16 protein-coding genes are annotated in these 16,269 nt (G+C 72.2%); 9 read left to right on the top strand and 7 right to left on the bottom strand.

The window, feature by feature from the left end; all coding sequences use genetic code 11:
* Positions 1-9: 9 nt before the first annotated feature.
* From ACWC24_RS15680 to hypE, 3 genes are read left to right on the top strand one after another with little or no spacing between them, the layout of a single operon-like run.
* Complete coding sequence (locus ACWC24_RS15680; protein WP_450663367.1) at positions 10-327, top strand: HypC/HybG/HupF family hydrogenase formation chaperone; 318 nt, start codon at positions 10-12, stop codon at positions 325-327.
* Positions 324-1,448, top strand: coding sequence for a hydrogenase formation protein HypD (gene hypD, locus ACWC24_RS15675; RefSeq protein WP_450663366.1), 1,125 nt, complete (start codon positions 324-326; stop codon positions 1,446-1,448). The genes ACWC24_RS15680 and hypD overlap by 4 nt, the downstream gene beginning before the upstream one ends.
* Positions 1,441-2,502 (top strand): hydrogenase expression/formation protein HypE, encoded by a 1,062-nt coding sequence (gene hypE, locus ACWC24_RS15670; protein ID WP_450663365.1) that lies wholly within the window; start codon positions 1,441-1,443, stop codon positions 2,500-2,502. Before hypD ends, hypE begins: the two co-directional genes overlap by 8 nt.
* A 117-nt stretch (positions 2,503-2,619) precedes the next feature.
* Here the strand turns inward: hypE and ACWC24_RS15665 are convergent, their stop codons facing one another.
* Positions 2,620-3,252, bottom strand: coding sequence for a DUF6629 family protein (locus ACWC24_RS15665; protein WP_450663364.1), 633 nt, complete (start codon positions 3,250-3,252; stop codon positions 2,620-2,622).
* 84 nt (positions 3,253-3,336) lie between these two features.
* On the opposite strand from ACWC24_RS15665, the gene ACWC24_RS15660 reads away from it, so the two are divergent.
* On the top strand, positions 3,337-3,639 hold the full coding sequence (locus ACWC24_RS15660; RefSeq protein WP_450663363.1) for a DUF4177 domain-containing protein: 303 nt from the start codon (positions 3,337-3,339) through the stop codon (positions 3,637-3,639).
* Between the two features lie 84 nt (positions 3,640-3,723).
* On the opposite strand, the gene ACWC24_RS15655 is transcribed toward ACWC24_RS15660, so the two are convergent.
* The gene (locus ACWC24_RS15655) at positions 3,724-4,941 is read right to left on the bottom strand and encodes a GDSL-type esterase/lipase family protein (protein ID WP_450663362.1); all 1,218 of its coding nucleotides are present in this window, start codon (positions 4,939-4,941) and stop codon (positions 3,724-3,726) included.
* 154 nt (positions 4,942-5,095) lie between these two features.
* Here ACWC24_RS15655 and ACWC24_RS15650 point away from each other — a divergent pair, with 154 nt between their 5' ends.
* Both ACWC24_RS15650 and ACWC24_RS15645 read left to right on the top strand, forming a co-directional pair.
* Positions 5,096-5,566 carry a VOC family protein gene (locus ACWC24_RS15650; protein WP_450663361.1) on the top strand — a complete coding sequence of 157 codons (471 nt, stop codon included), beginning with the start codon at positions 5,096-5,098 and terminating at the stop codon, positions 5,564-5,566.
* A 182-nt stretch (positions 5,567-5,748) separates the two neighbouring features.
* Positions 5,749-6,249, top strand: coding sequence for a DUF3761 domain-containing protein (locus ACWC24_RS15645; RefSeq protein ID WP_450663360.1), 501 nt, complete (start codon positions 5,749-5,751; stop codon positions 6,247-6,249).
* A gap of 582 nt (positions 6,250-6,831) precedes the next feature.
* Here ACWC24_RS15645 and ACWC24_RS15640 read toward each other — a convergent pair.
* The 4 genes from ACWC24_RS15640 to ACWC24_RS15625 all read right to left on the bottom strand — a co-directional run bounded on the left by ACWC24_RS15640 (position 6,832) and on the right by ACWC24_RS15625 (position 12,208).
* Entirely contained in the window at positions 6,832-8,616 is a 1,785-nt protein-coding gene (locus ACWC24_RS15640) for a protein kinase domain-containing protein (RefSeq protein WP_450663359.1), read from the bottom strand.
* A 299-nt stretch (positions 8,617-8,915) separates the two neighbouring features.
* Complete coding sequence (locus tag ACWC24_RS15635) at positions 8,916-9,524, bottom strand: hypothetical protein (protein WP_450663358.1); 609 nt, start codon at positions 9,522-9,524, stop codon at positions 8,916-8,918.
* A 229-nt stretch (positions 9,525-9,753) separates the two neighbouring features.
* Complete coding sequence (locus ACWC24_RS15630; protein WP_450663357.1) at positions 9,754-11,199, bottom strand: glyceraldehyde-3-phosphate dehydrogenase; 1,446 nt, start codon at positions 11,197-11,199, stop codon at positions 9,754-9,756.
* A gap of 46 nt (positions 11,200-11,245) precedes the next feature.
* Entirely contained in the window at positions 11,246-12,208 is a 963-nt protein-coding gene (locus ACWC24_RS15625) for an EamA family transporter (RefSeq protein WP_450663356.1), read from the bottom strand.
* A gap of 69 nt (positions 12,209-12,277) precedes the next feature.
* Here ACWC24_RS15625 and ACWC24_RS15620 point away from each other — a divergent pair, with 69 nt between their 5' ends.
* Positions 12,278-13,141 (top strand): LysR family transcriptional regulator, encoded by an 864-nt coding sequence (locus ACWC24_RS15620; protein ID WP_450663355.1) that lies wholly within the window; start codon positions 12,278-12,280, stop codon positions 13,139-13,141.
* A gap of 128 nt (positions 13,142-13,269) precedes the next feature.
* Positions 13,270-13,677 (top strand): SseB family protein, encoded by a 408-nt coding sequence (locus ACWC24_RS15615; RefSeq protein ID WP_450663354.1) that lies wholly within the window; start codon positions 13,270-13,272, stop codon positions 13,675-13,677.
* Positions 13,678-13,920: 243 nt separating this feature from the next.
* On the opposite strand, the gene ACWC24_RS15610 is transcribed toward ACWC24_RS15615, so the two are convergent.
* Positions 13,921-14,904, bottom strand: coding sequence for an AraC family transcriptional regulator (locus ACWC24_RS15610; protein ID WP_450663353.1), 984 nt, complete (start codon positions 14,902-14,904; stop codon positions 13,921-13,923).
* Between the two features lie 200 nt (positions 14,905-15,104).
* Between ACWC24_RS15610 and ACWC24_RS15605 the strand changes: the two genes are divergently transcribed.
* The gene (locus tag ACWC24_RS15605; protein WP_450663352.1) at positions 15,105-16,199 is read left to right on the top strand and encodes a hypothetical protein; all 1,095 of its coding nucleotides are present in this window, start codon (positions 15,105-15,107) and stop codon (positions 16,197-16,199) included.
* Positions 16,200-16,269: the final 70 nt, after the last annotated feature.

Below are 16,269 nucleotides of genomic sequence, written 5' to 3'. Positions count from 1 at the left end.
GAGAGGCCCATGTGCCTGGCGGTACCCGGCCGAGTGCTGGACATCGAGGAACGCGACGGCACCCGGATGGCCAACGTCGACTTCGGCGGCGTGGTCAAGGAGGTGTGCCTGGAATACCTGCCCGACCTCCAGGTCGGCGAGTACGCCATCGTCCACGTCGGGTTCGCCCTGCAACGGCTGGACGAGGAGTCGGCGAAGCGGACGCTGGAGCTCTTCGGCACCCTCGGCATGCTCCAGGAGGAGTTCGGCGACCCCTGGGAGGCTGCGGCGGGCGCGGCCGCCCCGATCGAGGCCGGCGGGCACGTCATCGAGGAGACGCGGAAGTGAAGTACATCGACGAGTTCCAGGACCCCGAGCTGGCCCGCAGGCTCCTCGACGACATCCATGCCACGGTGACCCGGCCGTGGGCCCTGATGGAGGTGTGCGGCGGACAGACCCACACCATCATCCGCCACGGCATCGACCAACTCCTCCCGGACGAGGTCGAACTGATCCACGGGCCGGGCTGTCCCGTCTGCGTCACCCCGCTGGAGGTCATCGACAAGGCACTGGAGATCGCCTCCCGCCCCGAGGTGATCTTCTGCTCCTTCGGCGACATGCTGCGGGTCCCCGGAACCGGACGTGACCTGTTCCAGGTGCGCGGCGAGGGCGGCGACGTACGCGTGGTCTACTCGCCGCTCGACGCGCTGCGGATCGCCCGGCAGAACCCCGACCGCCAGGTCGTGTTCTTCGGCATCGGCTTCGAGACGACCGCGCCCCCCAACGCCATGACGGTCCATCAGGCCCGAGAACTCGGCATCCGCAACTTCAGCCTGCTGGTGTCGCACGTACGGGTGCCGCCCGCCATCGAGGCGATCATGCGGTCCCCGAGCTGCCGGGTCCAGGGCTTCCTCGCCGCCGGTCACGTGTGCAGCGTGATGGGCGTGGGGGAGTACCCGGAGCTGGCCGAACGCCACCGGGTGCCGATCGTCGTCACCGGGTTCGAGCCGCTCGACATCCTGGAAGGGGTACGCCGTACCGTCCGCCAGCTGGAGCGCGGCGAACACACCGTGGACAACGCCTACGCCCGCGCCGTCCGCCCCGAGGGCAACGCGGCCGCCCGGGCCATGCTGGAGGACGTCTTCGAGGTAACCGACCGCGCCTGGCGCGGCATCGGCGTCATCCCCGACAGCGGCTGGCGGCTGTCCGCGAAGTACCGGGCCTACGACGCCGAGCACCGGTTCGCCGTCACCGGCATCCGCACCCTCGAACCGAAGGAGTGCCGCAGCGGCGAGGTCCTGCAAGGACTCCTCAAGCCGCACGAGTGCGAGGCCTTCGGCACCCTGTGCACCCCCCGCACCCCGCTCGGAGCCACCATGGTCTCCAGCGAGGGCGCCTGCGCCGCGTACTACCTCTACCGGCGACTGGACATCCCCACCGCTGCCCGGGAGGCGAGCCCCGTTGTCTGAGATCACCCTCGACCCCGAGACCTGGAGCTGCCCCGCCCCCGTGCGCGAGCGGCCCCGGATCGTCATGGGCCACGGCGGCGGCGGGGCGCTCTCCGCCGAGCTGGTACGGGACATCTTCGCGCCCGCCTACGGGGGTGCGGCCCTCGCGGGCATGGGCGACGCCGCGGCGCTCACCCTGGGCGGCGTACGGCTGGCGTTCTCCACCGACACCTTCGTGGTGCGGCCGCTGTTCTTCCCCGGCGGCAGCATCGGAGACCTGGCCGTCAACGGCACCGTCAACGACCTCGCGATGAGCGGCGCCCGCGCCGCCTACCTCTCCTGCGGGTTCGTCCTGGAGGAGGGCGTCGAGCTGGAGGTGGTCGACCGGGTGGCCAAGGCCCTGGGCGCCGCGGCGCGGGCCGCGGGCGTCGAGGTGGCGACCGGCGACACCAAGGTGGTGGAGGCGGGCCACGGCGACGGGATCTTCGTCAACACCGCGGGCATCGGCCTGATCCCGGCGGGCGTGGACCTGCGGCCGCAGCGGGTCGTGCCCGGTGACGTCGTGATCGTGAGCGGCGGGATCGGCGTCCACGGCGTGGCGATCATGAGCGTCCGGGAGGGCCTGGAGTTCGGCGTGGAGCTGGAGAGCGACTGCGCGGCGCTGGGCTCGCTGGTCGAGGCGATGCTCGCGGTCACCCCGGACCTGCACGTGCTGCGCGATCCCACCCGCGGCGGACTGGCGGCCGCGCTCAACGAGATCGCGGCGGCCTCCGGTACGGGCGTGGTCCTCCGGGAGCGCGACGTGCCCGTCCCGCCGACCGTCGCCAACGCCTGCGCCATCCTGGGCCTGGACCCCATGTACGTCGCCAACGAGGGCAAGCTGGTCGCCTTCGTCCCGCGCGAGAACGCCGACGCGGTCCTCGCGGCCATGCGAGCCCACCCGCTGGGCGCGGGCGCGGCGATCATCGGCGAGGCCGTCGAGGAACACCCCGGCATGGTGGTGGCCCGCACCCCGCTGGGCGGCACCCGCGTGGTCGACCTGCCGATCGGGGAACAGCTGCCTCGCATCTGCTGACGCGGACCCGCCTTCACCGGGTGGCCCCGGCCGTCGGGGGTGCCACCCGGTTCCCCGCTCCCGCGCGCGGACGGCGGGTACGTGACCTCGTACCGCAGCGGTGCGGCGACAACCGGGTCACCTGCGCGCCGGCACCGCCGGAGCCGGGCGGGCGCGCACCCAGCCGAACACCACCACCGAGCACAGGGCCGCGAGGGCGCACCAGGTCGAGACGAACTCCAGGCGCCACAACGCCCAGCAGACCGCCGCGCCGACGCCGACCAGGACGCCCAGCACCAGCAGCCGCCGGTCGCCGGACAGCAGCAGCGAGCCCACGGTGGCCAGGAGATAGCCCACGACGAGCACGGGCGCGCGGGTCGGACCGAGTGCGTAACCGACCGTGTGACCGCGGATCTCGGCCGTCACGGTTCCGGTGGCCAGGGCGTACGCGAGGGCCGCGGCGGTGAGCACCCCCGCGACGAGGGGCAGGACCAGGCGCCGGCGGGCGGCCGGCGAGGCGGCGCACAGCACCGCGGCCGGCATCCACAGCGCCAGCAGGGGCATCGCGATGACGGCCCAGACGACCGTGGCGGGTCCGCCGCCCCCGCCCGCGTGCCAGACCGACGCCTCCACGAGCTGATGCGCTCCGAGCAGCAACGGCAGCGCGGCCAGCGGCAGTTCCCGGACGTCGCGGACCCGCGCCACACAGGCCGCCCCGACCGCCGCGATCCCGGCGCCCGCCACGAGGTCGGCCGTCGCGCTCCAGCACATCAGGCCACCCCGGCTTCGTCGTCGGGTCCGTGCACTTCGGCGCAGGCCACGCTGTGTCTCTCCCCGGTGGAGGCGGGGGCGCCGATGACCGGCGGCCTTGAGGATGATTGGCTGGCCCAGGCCACCACACCACAACCCGGCACCGCCGGACCGCAGGAGGACCTCGCCACCATGAGCAGCCCCTACACGTACGAGTACAAGGTCGTCACCTTCCGGGAGTCGCTGATCGGCGACGCGCTGGACAGCGACAAGCTGGAGAAGGTTCTGAACAAGCACGCCGAGGACGGCTGGGCCCTCAAGGCCATCACCGCCGCCGACGTCAAGGGTCGCATAGGTCCTGGAGCCGTCGAGGGACTGCTGCTGACCTTCGAGCGTCCGCGCGGCTGACGGCCCCTGAAATCAGGGCTGTCGGGCCCGCCTCGGCGGTCGGCGCGATCACTGCGCCGACCGCCGAGCGCCGCTGACGACACGTCAGTCGTTCTCGTGGGCGGCGAACGGACCGCCGGTTCCGAAGGCCAGCTCGGCGAAGCGCTCGCCGATGCGCCGGTGGGCGGCCGGGCCCGGATGCAGCAGGTCGGGCAGCGGCAGTTCGGCGAAGTCCGCCTCGCCGTACAGGTCGAGACCGTCGAGATGGTGCAGATGAGGGTCGTCGGCCGCCCGCGCGGCCGTGATCCGGGCGAGTTCGTCCCGGATGACCCTGAGCGTCAGTTTCCCGGCGGCCCGCTCCGCGGGATCGCCGGCCGCCCGGAACGTCATCCTGCCGTCCTCGAAGTCCGGGAAGGTGGGCCCCGGCGTGTCCTCGTGCAGGGGGCAGTGGATGGGGGAGACGACCAGCAGCGGGGTGTTCGGGTGCCCTTCGCGGACGGTGTCGAGGAAGCCGTGGACCGCGGGGGTGAAAGCACGCAGCCGCATCAGGTCGGTGTTGACCAGATTGATGCCGATCTTGACGCTGATCAGGTCGGCGGGAGTGTCGCGCAGGGCGCGGGCGGTGAACGGGTCGAGCAGGGCGCTGCCGCCCAGCCCCAGGTTGATCAGCTCCACACCGGCGAGGGAGGCGGCGAGCGCGGGCCAGGTCGTGGTGGGGCTCTCGGCGTTGGAGCCGTGGCTGATCGAACTGCCGTGGTGCAGCCACACCTTGCGGCCCCGGTCCACCGCCGGCTCGACGGGCGCGTCCGTGCGTACGGCGATCAGTTCGGTGATCTCCGTGTACGGCAGCCAGATCTCGACGTCCTTCGCGCCGGACGGCAGTTCGCCGAACCGGACGCTGCCGACCGGGCCGGGCCGGGTCTCCCGGGTGCCGGTGGCCATGTCCACGCTCAGCACATTCCCGCCGGTCGCGACGGCCCGGCCGGCCGGACGGCCGTCGACGAGGAGGTCGTACACGCCGTCGGGGCGGGAGGGCAGGCCCGGATACTCCATCTTGGTGGGCAGCACGTCCAGCTCGACGGCGGTGGCCCGGGTACGGAAGACCAGCCGCACGCCGGACGGTTGCGCCTCCGCCATGGCGAGCTGCTCGTCGGAGCACTGCGCACGGGCGCGGGCGGGCAGCCGGTGCGGCAGCAGGCCCCGTTCGGTGTGCTCCAGTTCGAGGGCACCGCGTACGAGCTCCGCGGTGACAGGGGTGGTGATCCAGTCCGTCGTCCCGGCCGCCGCGGCGGATCCGGTGATGTCGTCACGCTCGGTGGTCATGATCGCAGCCTGCCAACCGGACGCCCGCTTCCGCAAATGTCTGCGGTGCGGCGAAGTCGTCTGCTCCTCGGACAGCCGACGAACCACCGATGAGTTCTGCCGACCGGGCAGGTCTACAGGACGTACGCCATTGAAACGCAGACTGGAGACCACCATGACCACTCCCGCCCACGCAGGCCGCATGCTGTTCGTGAACATGCCCGTCACGGACCTCGAACGCAGCAAGGAGTTCTTCGCGAAGCTCGGATTCGACTTCAACCCGAAGTTCACCGACGAGACCGCCGCCTGCATGCTGGTCGGCGAGCACGCCTTCGTCATGCTGCTCACCCGCGAGAAGTTCGCGCAGTTCTCGAAGCTGCCGATCGCCGATCCCCGCACGCACGCGCTGGCGCTGTACTGCTTCAGCGCGTCGTCCCGCGCCGAGGTCGACACGGTCAGCGCCGCCGCGCTCGCGGCGGGCGCCACGGAGGCGGACGGCGCGGAGGACTACGGCTTCATGTACTCGCGCAGCTTCTTCGACCTCGACGGCCACGGCTGGCAGGTCATGTGGATGGACCCGGCGGCGGTGGAACAGGGCCCCGAGGCGTTCGCGGCGTCCACGCAGGCCACCGACGCTCCGGTCTGAGGCTCCACGGACCGCCCTCGCGTGCCGGATCCGCGGCCTCGCGCCGCAGGGCATCGGCCGGCTCGGCGGGGGTAGTTGAGAGTTGCATTATTACAACTGAATCACCATCTTCACTGATCCCCCACATTTAACGGGCCTGAGTGGATAGTTTCACCTCTCACGTACCGAAACAGGGGGGTCCCGTGAGCTACTACCAGCCTCAGCCGCCGTTCCAGCCTCCGCCCGGACCGCCGGCCGTCCGTCCCGCACCGAAGTGGGCCCGCAAGCGATACGTACTCCCTGCCCTGGGCCTGGCGTTCATCATCGGCGCGGGCGGCGCCGGCGGCGACGACGAGAACACGAACGCGACGAAGTCGGTGGCGAGCGACAAGGTGCGGCCGACGGCTACGGCCACGGTCACGGTCACCGCGACGGCCACGGCGACGGAGACCGCGAAGCCGAAGCCCGCGCCGACGGTGACGAAGACGGTCAAGGTGAAGGTGACTGTCACCGCGCACGCAGCTGCCGCGGGGTCGGGAACGTCCGGCGGATCGTCGTCCGGCGGCGGGTCCAGCTCGTCGGGCGGCTCCACGTCTGCGGGCGGCGGCGCGACGGCTCTGTGCAATGACGGTACGTACTCGTACGCCGCGCACCATCAGGGGGCCTGCTCGCACCACGGCGGCGTTGACATCTTCTATCGATAGCCGACGTCTCAGGTGCGCGGTCGGCTTCCGGGGTTCCAGCTCTGAATGGTTGCATCCCCGGCCTGTCCGGGGGCGGCCCGGAGAACCGTCCGGGACCCAACCGGCGGCCGGGCTTCGTCGACGGCCGAGCGGTGACCTGCCGGCGCCGGCCGCGCAGGAAGCCTGGACGCCCTACGCCATCGAGGGTTCGCGGGGATCGGCTCGGGCTTCGGGCCGATCGGCGCCGACTGCTCGCCCGGGGGCGGGACGCACGGACGCGCGGCCGGCGGAACGGCTCGGGGGCGTGACCTCGTCCTTGTCGGGTCGATCACGGGTAGCGGCCGGCGTGAGCGAACGTGTGCTGCGCCTCGGCCGGTCACTGATGCGCGGCCTCGACCGCTGCTGTCCGCGGCTGTTGGTGTCAGCCGGTGGTGTCAGGATCGCGGGCCGGCTCCGCACGAGGCCACGTTGCCGACTCGCGCCCATAACGGACAGCGAAGAACACGAGTGCCGAGGCCTGCATGAATCGCAGGATCGCGTCGAGCAACTGGCCCGCTCCCGCCTCGGCGCGGACCTCGCCGACAGCCGGTACCCGGGGCGTTGTTACGAGCCGCACAGCGAGACGACCTTCTGCTCTTCCTCCGAGAGGCTCGGGGCGGGTGTGGGTGTGGGTGCGGAGCTCCCGGCTTCGCTCCGGCTCCCGGCGGCCTTCCGGCGCTCGCTCTCCTTCTTGCAGGCGGAGGCCTGCACGGACAGCTCCTGGACTTTCCTCCGGGCGTTCGGCAAGTCGCCCTCCGCGATCGTGTTCTCGACCAACTTCTGCTGGTAGGGCGGCAGGTACCTGAGTTCGATCTCGGGGTGGTCGTTCTCGACCTTCGACAACGACATCCAGGCCAGGTCCTGTTCGATGCCGCGGTAGAGCGCTACGTGGTCGCCGTTCGCCCCGACGTAGTACTGAGTCCGAGTCCACTGGTAGCAGCCGATGAGGCCGCCGACGAGGACTGTGAGGCCGATGCCGAGCGGGATCACTCTCTTGAGCGGCCAACGGACGCGGAGGCGTCGAGCGGCGGGCGCCGGGACCGGAGCGGCGGTGTCCGGCGGCCTGGCAGGCACAGGCGGGATCCACGGCAGGCCTGTCCGTGCGGCGGCCGCCGTGGACGGCACAGGGGCCCGGCCGAGTGGCTGGGGCGCAGGGCCTGTCGCGGGTGGTTCTGCCGGGCGGGGAGGGGTGTTGTCGGGGGCGGGCGGGAGCGGACGGCGTTGTCGGGGCCCGACGGGAGCGTGGTGTGTCCCGGGTGCTGCCGGGGCGGACGGCGCGGCCGGCGGTGAGGGGTGGGGCAGGTCGCTCGACGACGGCGGGGGTGGCCATGGTGGTGCGGAGGCATCCGGGGTCGCAAGGAAGGGATTGCGGGGAGTCTCGGGCTGCGTGGGGCCCGCATTCGGCGGTGTCGGAGGCAGGGTGTGGGGGATGGGGGTGGAGGCGTGCTCCTGGACGAACCGGGCGACCGGGGCGGGCATCCAGCCGGGCTCGTCGAGCCCTGGCGAGGCGGTGGAGGCCCGGCTGTCCTCGTCCGCGCCGTCCGTGCCGGTGAGTTGGTCGAGAAGGTGGGCCACGGTGGGGCGCCGCTCGGGCTGCTTGTCCAGGCAGGCGGCCACCACCTCGCGCAGTTCGGGCGGGAGGGCCTCCAGGTCGGGCGGTTCGTGGACGACGCGGTAGTGCAGGGCGTGCGGAGTGCCGGTGCCGAACGGGCCGACCCGGGTGGCGGTGCAGGCCAGCAGTACACCGAAGGAGAAGACGTCGCTGGCCGGCCCGACCGGCTGCCCGGTGATCTGCTCGGGAGACATGAAGCCGGGCGTGCCGATCGTCATGCCGGTGTGGGTCAGCACGCTGGCCTCGCCGGCCGCCGAGATCCCGAAGTCGATGACACGGGGGCCGTCGGCGGCCAGCAGTACGTTGGAGGGTTTGAGATCGCGGTGGACGATGCCGGCTGCATGGATCGCCTCCAGCGCCTCGGCGAGCCCCGCGCCCAGGGCGAAGACGGGCCGCGCCGGCCAAGGACCGTGCCTGGCGATCGCCTCCCCCAACGGGATGCCGGGGACGTAGACGGTGGCCAGCCAGGGCGGCGAGCCATCCGCATCGGCGTCCACCACGCCGGCGGTGAAGGCCCCGTTGACCCGTCGGGCCGCGGCCACCTCGCGGGCGAACCGGCGCCTGAAGTCACCGTCCTCGGCCAGCTCGTGGCGCACCGTCTTCACCGCGACCGCACGCCCGCCGGGCGAGCGCGCCAAGTACACCTGGCCCATCCCCCCGGCACCGAGCCGTGCCACGATCCGGTAGCGCCCCACCTGCCGTGGGTCCTCCGGCTCCAGGGCTTTGAACGTTGCCATCCCAGATCCCCCTGTGCCCTGCTCCACGGCCCCCGGGCTGTGCCCGGAGATGGCGCACCATTCCCGACATTCCCCCTCATGTTCAATCCAGGATGCAGGCAGACGGCTCGAGAGGCCCCCCGCTTCCCGAAACAGGAGGGGCGCTCCACGAGGGGGCGGCTGGGGCCGGCGCTCGATCAGGGTGCCGCCATCGCGGCGCGTGCCGATCCGACGCCCCGTGCGCCGAGTGCATCGGTGGCCCGTTGCCGCGCCGTGAGCTGCTGGTTCAGCACCTCTACGCCTGCCACCTCCTCAGGCACTCACTCCCATTCGGCCAGCGCCGGGGCCTCGTGTTCAGCGAACAGGCCGCTGGCTCGCATCGCCTCGGCGGCTCGTGGGTCCATCAGGAGGACGAATCCGTCGTTCCCGCTCGGGCCGAGGGTGTGGGCCCGCAGCGCGCTGCGCCCGGCGGCGGCGAGCAACCGGTTGACGACAGCCAGGGGGCGGATGGTCGCCAGAGCCCACGTATCCGCGTCCCGGTCCTCGGACCCCAGAACCACGCAACGGATCCCGTTGATCGAGACTGTGTAGTCTTCGGCGTCCCGGATCGTCTCGACCTCCAGTGCCACGCCGTATCGCAGCAGGGCCGGCGCCAGCGTTCGAAGGAACCTGTCGACCCCGCCCTCGGCCATCTCCTCTCCGTCCGAGAAGAACGCGATCCGGTCGAGGAGATGGTCCCATTGCAGTGGATAGCAGCCGGTCGCGACCTCGGCCATGGCGGACTCGCGCAGCTCCGCCGGCAGGTGGTCCCACAACCCGTAGCGGTTCAGCGCTTCGGCCATCACGCGATGACGCTCGTCGCCCCGCCACGGATCGTCGCCCGAGTCCTTGGGGCGAAACCGCCTGTCCGTCTCTCCGTCGGTCGTCATGGGCCGACGCTACCCGGTGGCACGGACAGTGGGCTCGGCTTCCCGTTCAAGGCCGAGGCCGCGGACACCGACGACCGGCCCGTGGCTGAGGGCCGCCGTCCGCGGTGCGGGTGGCGGCCCTCAGGGGTTGGTCACGGCAAGCGCCTGTCGGCTGTGCCGGTCAGGTGGCTGCCGCGACCGGCCCGGCCCCCGCTCTCCGACCAGAGAGGGGCCCGGAGTCGGTCGACGTTCAGACGGCCGGGGCCGGGTACGTCGGGTACTCGACGCCGGAGACGTGCTGGACGACGCGGATGACCTGGCAGGAGTAGCCGAACTCGTTGTCGTACCAGAGGTAGAGGATCGCGTTGTCGCCGTCGACCTTGGTGGCGCCGGCGTCCACGATCGACGCGTGGCGCGAGCCGATGAAGTCGCTGGAGACCGCGTCGGGCGCGGTGGTGAAGTCGATCTGGCGCTTGAGAGGCGAGGTCAGCGAGACGTCGCGGAGGTGGTCGAGGACCTCCTCGCGGGTGGTCTCCCGGCCGAGGCGCAGGCTCAGGATCGCGATCGAGACGTCCGGCACCGGAACCCGGATCGAGCTGCCGGTGATCGGCGCCTTCAGGTCGGGCAGCGCCTTGGCGACCGCGGAAGCGGCGCCGGTCTCGGTGATCACCATGTTGAGCGGCGCGGACCGGCCGCGGCGGTCGGCCTTGTGGTAATTGTCCAGCAGGTTCTGGTCGTTGGTGAACGAGTGGACGGTCTCCACATGGCCGCGCAGCACACCGTACTCGTCGGCCATCGCCTTCAGCGGCGGCACGATCGCGTTGGTGGTGCAGGACGCGCAGGACAGGATCTGCTCGTCCGGCTTGATGGTGTCGTGGTTGACGCCGTGCACGATGTTGGGGACGTCGCCCTTGCCCGGCGCGGTCAGGACGACCTTGTCGATGCCCGGACGCAGGTGCTGCGACAGGCCCTCGCGGTCGCGCCAGCGGCCCGTGTTGTCGATGAGGATGGCGTCCTTGATGCCGTACGCCGTGTAGTCGACCTCCGACGGGTCGCCCGCGTAGATCACCTTGATCTCGTTGCCGTTGGCGACGATGGTGCTGTTCGCCTCGTCCACGGTGATCGTGCCCTGGAACTGCCCGTGGATGGAGTCGCGGCGCAGCAGCGAGGCGCGCTTGACGATGTCCTGCTCGCCGCCCCGGCGCACGACGATGGCGCGCAGCCGCAGGCCGTTGCCCGAACCGGACTTCTCGATCAGCAGCCGGGCGACGAGACGGCCGATGCGGCCGAAGCCGTAGAGGACGACGTCGCGCGGCTCGCGGCGCTCGATCTTGTTGCCGCCGGTGGCGCCGGCCACGGCCTCGGAGGTGAACTCCTCGACCGAGAGGCCCCGGTCGTCGTCGCGGTACGTCGCCGCGAGCATGCCGATGTCGATCTGGGACGGCCCGAGGTCGAGCGTGGTCAGGGCCTGGAGGAACGGCAGCGTCTCGGTGACCGAGAGCTCCTCACCGGCGATCTGACGGGCGAACCGGTGGGTCTTGAGGATGCTGACCACCGACTTGTTCACCAAGGAGCGGCTGTGCAGCAGGACCGTGACGTCCCGCTCCCTGTGCAGCTTCCCGATCATCGGGATCATGGACTCCGCGATCTCCTCGCGGGTCTTCCAGTTCGTGAACGAGTCCTCGTTGACAGTCACAAGTCCATCTTTCGAGCTAGGCAGTGCTCAAATGATAACCGGTGGCTCATTCGAGCTCCGAGCAGGGGTTCGATGTCTCGACTCCGGGGACCGGCGCGCGGTCGGCGCGAGGGTCCGGCGCCGTCCGGCGCCGTCCCGCGAGCATGCTGACCGCGTTGGCGACGACGACCGCGCCGATGCCCGCCGTCTCGGCCCAGCCCAGCCGCTGGCCCAGGACGACCAGGCCCGACAGCGCGGCCAGCACCGGGTTGACGCTCATGAACAGGCCGAAGGCCTGCGCCGGTACGCGGCGCAGCGTGAACAGGTCCGCGAGATAGGGCACCGCGGACGACAGCACACCGGCGGCCACCGCGCACCCCGCGGCCGCCACGGTCGGCGGATGCGCGACGGCGACCACGGCCCCGACGGGCAGGAACACCAGGGCGGAGACACCGGCCGCGGCAGCCGACCCCTGCGCGCCGGGGATCCGCCGGCCGACCGTGCGGTTGAGGAGGATGTACGACGCCCAGCAGACGGCGGCGAGCAGACCGAGCCCCGTCCCGAGGTAGTCCGCGGAGGGCCGCGGCCGCATCAGGACGGCGACACCCGCCGCGGCGACCACCGCGCAGTACGCGTCCACCCGCCTGCGCGCCGCGGCCAGCGCGATGGCCAGCGGGCCCAGGAACTCCAGCGTCACCGCGAGACCCAGCCCGATCCGGTCGATCGCGCTGTACAGGGACAGGTTCATCGTCCCGAACACCAGGGCGAGCAGCAGTACGGGCCACCACTGCTCCCGGGTGAAGCCGCGCAGCCGGGGCCGGGCCACCGTCAGCAGGACGGCCGCCGCCACGTACTGGCGGACCGCGACGACACCGACGGGACCCAGCACGGGGAAGGCGAGGGAGCCGACGGCGGCACCGACCTGGTTGGACAGACCGCTGCCGACCATGGTGCCCACTGCGGCCGGTGCGCCGCGGGCGCCCTCGGCACGGTGGACCGGGGCCGGCGGACGCGGGGGAGTGTTGCGCATACCCCGAGCGTCGGCCACGCCTCCCGCCCACGAAAAATGCATAGGCTGATCCGTCTATACGCTTGAGTCATGGACGGCACCCAGGTCGAGCTGCGGCAGTTGCGCTGTCTCGTCGCGATCGTCGACGAGGGCACGTTCACGGACGCCGGCATCGCGCTCGGCATCTCCCAGGCGGCGGTCTCCCGCACCCTGGCCTCGCTCGAACGCGGCCTCGGGACCCGGCTGCTCAGGCGCACCTCCCGCGAGGTGACCCCGACGGCGGTCGGTCTGCGGGTCGTCGCGCACGCCCGGCGGGTGCTCGCCGAGGTCGACGGCCTGGTCCGGGAGGCCACCTCGGGCCACACCCGGCTGCGGGTGGGCTACGCCTGGGCGGCCCTCGGACGGCACACCCTGGCCTTCCAGCGCCGGTGGGGCGACACGCACCCGGAGACGGAACTGGGGCTCGTGCGCGCCAACTCCGCCACGGCGGGCCTGGCGGAGGGCGGCTGCGACCTCGCGGTGGTGCGCAGGGACCCGGGCGACCAGCGGTTCGACTCCGCGATCGTCGGACTGGAGCGGCGCCTGTGCGCCCTTGCGGCCGACGACCCGCTGGCCCGCCGGCGCTCGGTGCGACTCGCCGAACTCGGCGGCCGCACCCTCCTCGTCGACCGGCGCACCGGTACCACCACCCCCGAGCTGTGGCCCGCCGGCGCCCGCCCGGCCGTCGAGGAGATCCACGACGTCGACGACTGGCTCACCGTGATCGCCACCGGGCGGTGCGTCGGCATGACCGCCGAGTCCACCGCCAACCAGTACCCGCGCCCCGGAGTGGTCTACCGGCCGGTACGGGACGCCGAACCCGTCGCCGCACGGCTCGCCTGGTGGCGCGACGATCCGCACCCCGCCACCCAGGCCGTGATCGAGGTGCTCACCGAGCTCTACCGCCAGGGCTGACGGGCCCGCTCCGCTTGTTGCGCCGAGGTGTGCATGGCCGCGACCGTCGTGGGTACGCGAACCCAGCCGCGCCCGGTGCCCGTGCGGGCGGGGCAGACCCGAAGACCGCCGCTACCAGGGGATTCGAGATGGAGACACCCGCCCACCACGAGGCCGGCAGCACCGCCCGACGGGCGCTGACCGCGTTGGCCGAGAACACCCAGGACATGATCGCGCTGGACGCACTCGCGCACAGCGACGTGCTCGTGCCGGTACCCGACGACGCCCCCGAGGAGAGCGCCGCCGATCTCACCACCGTGGCCCTGCCCGTCCTGGAGTACCAGGGCGGGGAACCGGTGGTACCCGTGTTCACCTCGGAACCGGAGATGGCCCACCTGCTGCCGTTCGTCTCGCGCTACCGCCTGGTGCCGCTGGGCGCGCTCGCCGCGCAGTGGCCGGACGACGAGCTCTCGCTCGCCATCGACGGTGCCGCGGACCACGCCCTGACGCTCACGTCGGAGGGCGTGCGCACCTTGCTGGCCCGGCCTGGGGGCTGAGGGGCGCACCCCGGCGGCCGACGGGACCCGACCGCCGGATCTCGGGGGAAGCGGCCGGTCCCGAAGAGCGCGGGCGTTCCACGCGCCCTCGCGCGCCCCGGCTCTGCCTGAGGTGAGCGGCGCCGACCCCGTTCACCCCATTCGATCAAGCCTAGGCCGCCGCGACGGCGCGCACGCTCCGGAATGCGAAGCCGATGTCCGTATTCCGCACCCGGTTCGCCGCCCGCCGTTCCTGGTAGGCCGTCACCTGGTACGCAGCGTCTGCGACGGCGACTCCCCGAAGCGGGCCCGGTAGCGCTGCGCGAACCGCCCGAGGTGGCCGAAGCCCCACGCGTAGGCCACGTCGGTGACCGTGGTCGTCCGCGGATCCGCGGTCCGCAGTTCCTCGCGCACCCGCCGTAACCGCACCTCGCTGACGTACGACATCGGGGACATGCCCACATGCCGGCGGAAGGCGTCCTGGAGGGTGCGCACGCCGACCTGGGCGATGGCGGCGAGGCTCGTCGCGTCGTACGGTTCGGCCGGCCGGTCGTGGACGACGTCCATCACCCGTTTCACCGGCGCGGGCCGCAGCCGGGGGCCGGGGATCTCCAGCTCCTCCCGGTAGTTGTGCCCGGCGGCGTACAACATGCCTTCCAGCAGCGTCCGTTCGATCGACGCACGGATCAGCGGCTGGCCCAGCAGCCCGCCCGGCACGTCCTTCTCCGAAAGGGACCACCGCGCCAGGTTCGCCCAACTCAGCCCAGGGCCCCGCGTGATGTCGACGCACGGCGCGAAACGGGGACGGACCACGAGCGGTCTGCCGAGCAGGCCCTCCAGCCGCCGGTGCAGCGCCGCCCGGTCGAGCTTGACGGCCAGGGTCCGGCAGTCGCGGGACCGTTCGTCGACCTGGACCGGACGGTCGGGGTCGAGGAAGAGGGCCCGGTCGGGAGTCGCGTACGAGGCGGCCCCGCGCCCCTGTTCGACCCGGAACCGGCCGGTGAGCGGCAGGGCCACGTGGTAGGCGCGCGGCTCGACGAACTCCATCACCACCTCGGTGCCGAAACCGAGTTCTCCGACGGTGAGTTCACCGAGCTCGACCACGCTCATCTCGGTGAGGAAGGTGTCCGGGGAACCCGGCACGTCCATACTCAGGTCGTAGTAGTGGTTCGCGATCGCGTCATGGGACTCGTCCACGGATCGCGTGCGGTAGCTGCTGAACCGGACTGCCGGCTGCTCCTGGCCCATGGCGACGCTCCCTGCTGCGGCCTTTGCCGTCCTGTGCGGCATTCGTGGAGCATGATGGCACCGCGGGCGGGTCGCGCCGACCCTCGCGGCGGCGTGTTCGTCACCGACGGAGCGAGCTGCCGCATCCCGCTCGGCACGTCCGTACCGACCGCGCCGCCCGTCGACCGCCGACCGGCCGCGGCGCGGTCCAGAATGACCTCATGCTCTGGATCTCCGGCGTGGCCGGCGGGCTCGTCCTCCTACTCGTCCTCAGCAGCATCCTGCGCACCCTCGTGGTGCCGCGCGGTCTCTACTCCGTACTGGTCTTCCGGCTCTGGTGGCTGCTGCGCCGGCTGCTGCGGCTGGCCGCGCCGTCCGGCGACTACCACGCCGTCGACCGCGCGCAGACCTGGCTCGCCCCGCTCATGCTGATCGGCATGCTCGCGACCTGGCTGGGCGGAGCCCTGATCGGCTACGGCATGCTGCTGTACGCGCTGTCCCCGCTGTCCTGGACGACCGCCTTCCGCGAGGCGGGCTCCAGCCTGTTCACCCTCGGATTCGCCGGCGGCGCCCGGATCAGCCTCTCGGCGCTCGACTTCGTCGCGGCGGCCACCGGCCCGGTCGTCATCGCCCTGCAGATCGCCTACCTGCCCACCCTCTACGCCGCCTACAACCGGCGCGAACTGGAGGTCACGCTGCTCCAGTCCCGGGCCGGGGAGCCCGCCTGGGGCCCGGAGATCCTGGCCCGGCAGTGGCTCGTCGACACCGAGACGGCCCTGCCCGAGCTGTACCGGTCCTGGGAGCGGCTGGCCGCCGACATGGGCGAGAGCCACTCCACCTATCCGGTGCTGCTCGCCTTCCGCTCGCCCCGGCCGTACCGCAACTGGCTGGTCGGACTGGTGGCCGTGATGGACGCGGCGGCCATGCAGCTCGCGCTCACCCCGCGGGTCGCCCCGCCGGAGGCCCGGCTGGTGCTGCGCGCCGGGTTCACGGCACTGCGGGACATCGCCCGCTCGGTCCGGGTCCCGTTCGACGCGGACCCGGCACCGGACGCCCCGATCCGGCTCACCTTCGCCGAGTTCGAGGAGGCGGTGGCGATGCTGGAGCGCACGGACTTCCGTGCCGAGCGCTCACCGCGCGAGGCCTGGCCGCACTTCCACGGCTGGCGGGTCAACTACGAGGCCATCGCCCACGAGCTGTGCCGCCGCTGCGACGCGGTACCTGCGCCGTGGACCGGCCCCCGGGACTTCCGGGCCGCCTCGGTCTCGCCGCAGCGCCCGGCCGACCGACGGCCGCAGTCGCCCGCGGCGGGTTAGCACGGGGACGTGGTGATGCGGTGATACGGGGCGGTTCCGGTCGCCGGTGTGCCGCTGACATGATCCGATC

This window comes from Streptomyces sp. NPDC001443 (genome assembly GCF_053597355.1).
Note: the sequence above shows the minus strand (reverse complement) of the source record. Positions and strands in the feature narration are given on the sequence as shown.

Excerpts from the sequence above, each read along its gene's own strand:
- ACWC24_RS15640 (WP_450663359.1), bottom strand. The coding sequence starts at position 8,616 with ATGGCAACGTTCAAAGCCCTGGAGCCGGAGGACCCACGGCAGGTGGGG.
- ACWC24_RS15660 (WP_450663363.1), top strand. The coding sequence starts at position 3,337 with ATGACCGGCGGCCTTGAGGATGATTGGCTGGCCCAGGCCACCACACCA.
- ACWC24_RS15625 (WP_450663356.1), bottom strand. The coding sequence starts at position 12,208 with ATGCGCAACACTCCCCCGCGTCCGCCGGCCCCGGTCCACCGTGCCGAG.
- ACWC24_RS15680 (WP_450663367.1), top strand. The coding sequence starts at position 10 with ATGTGCCTGGCGGTACCCGGCCGAGTGCTGGACATCGAGGAACGCGAC.
- ACWC24_RS15610 (WP_450663353.1), bottom strand. The coding sequence starts at position 14,904 with ATGGGCCAGGAGCAGCCGGCAGTCCGGTTCAGCAGCTACCGCACGCGA.
- ACWC24_RS15655 (WP_450663362.1), bottom strand. The coding sequence starts at position 4,941 with ATGACCACCGAGCGTGACGACATCACCGGATCCGCCGCGGCGGCCGGG.
- ACWC24_RS15605 (WP_450663352.1), top strand. The coding sequence starts at position 15,105 with ATGCTCTGGATCTCCGGCGTGGCCGGCGGGCTCGTCCTCCTACTCGTC.
- ACWC24_RS15665 (WP_450663364.1), bottom strand. The coding sequence starts at position 3,252 with ATGTGCTGGAGCGCGACGGCCGACCTCGTGGCGGGCGCCGGGATCGCG.
- ACWC24_RS15620 (WP_450663355.1), top strand. The coding sequence starts at position 12,278 with ATGGACGGCACCCAGGTCGAGCTGCGGCAGTTGCGCTGTCTCGTCGCG.
- ACWC24_RS15635 (WP_450663358.1), bottom strand. The coding sequence starts at position 9,524 with ATGACGACCGACGGAGAGACGGACAGGCGGTTTCGCCCCAAGGACTCG.
- ACWC24_RS15650 (WP_450663361.1), top strand. The coding sequence starts at position 5,096 with ATGACCACTCCCGCCCACGCAGGCCGCATGCTGTTCGTGAACATGCCC.
- ACWC24_RS15615 (WP_450663354.1), top strand. The coding sequence starts at position 13,270 with ATGGAGACACCCGCCCACCACGAGGCCGGCAGCACCGCCCGACGGGCG.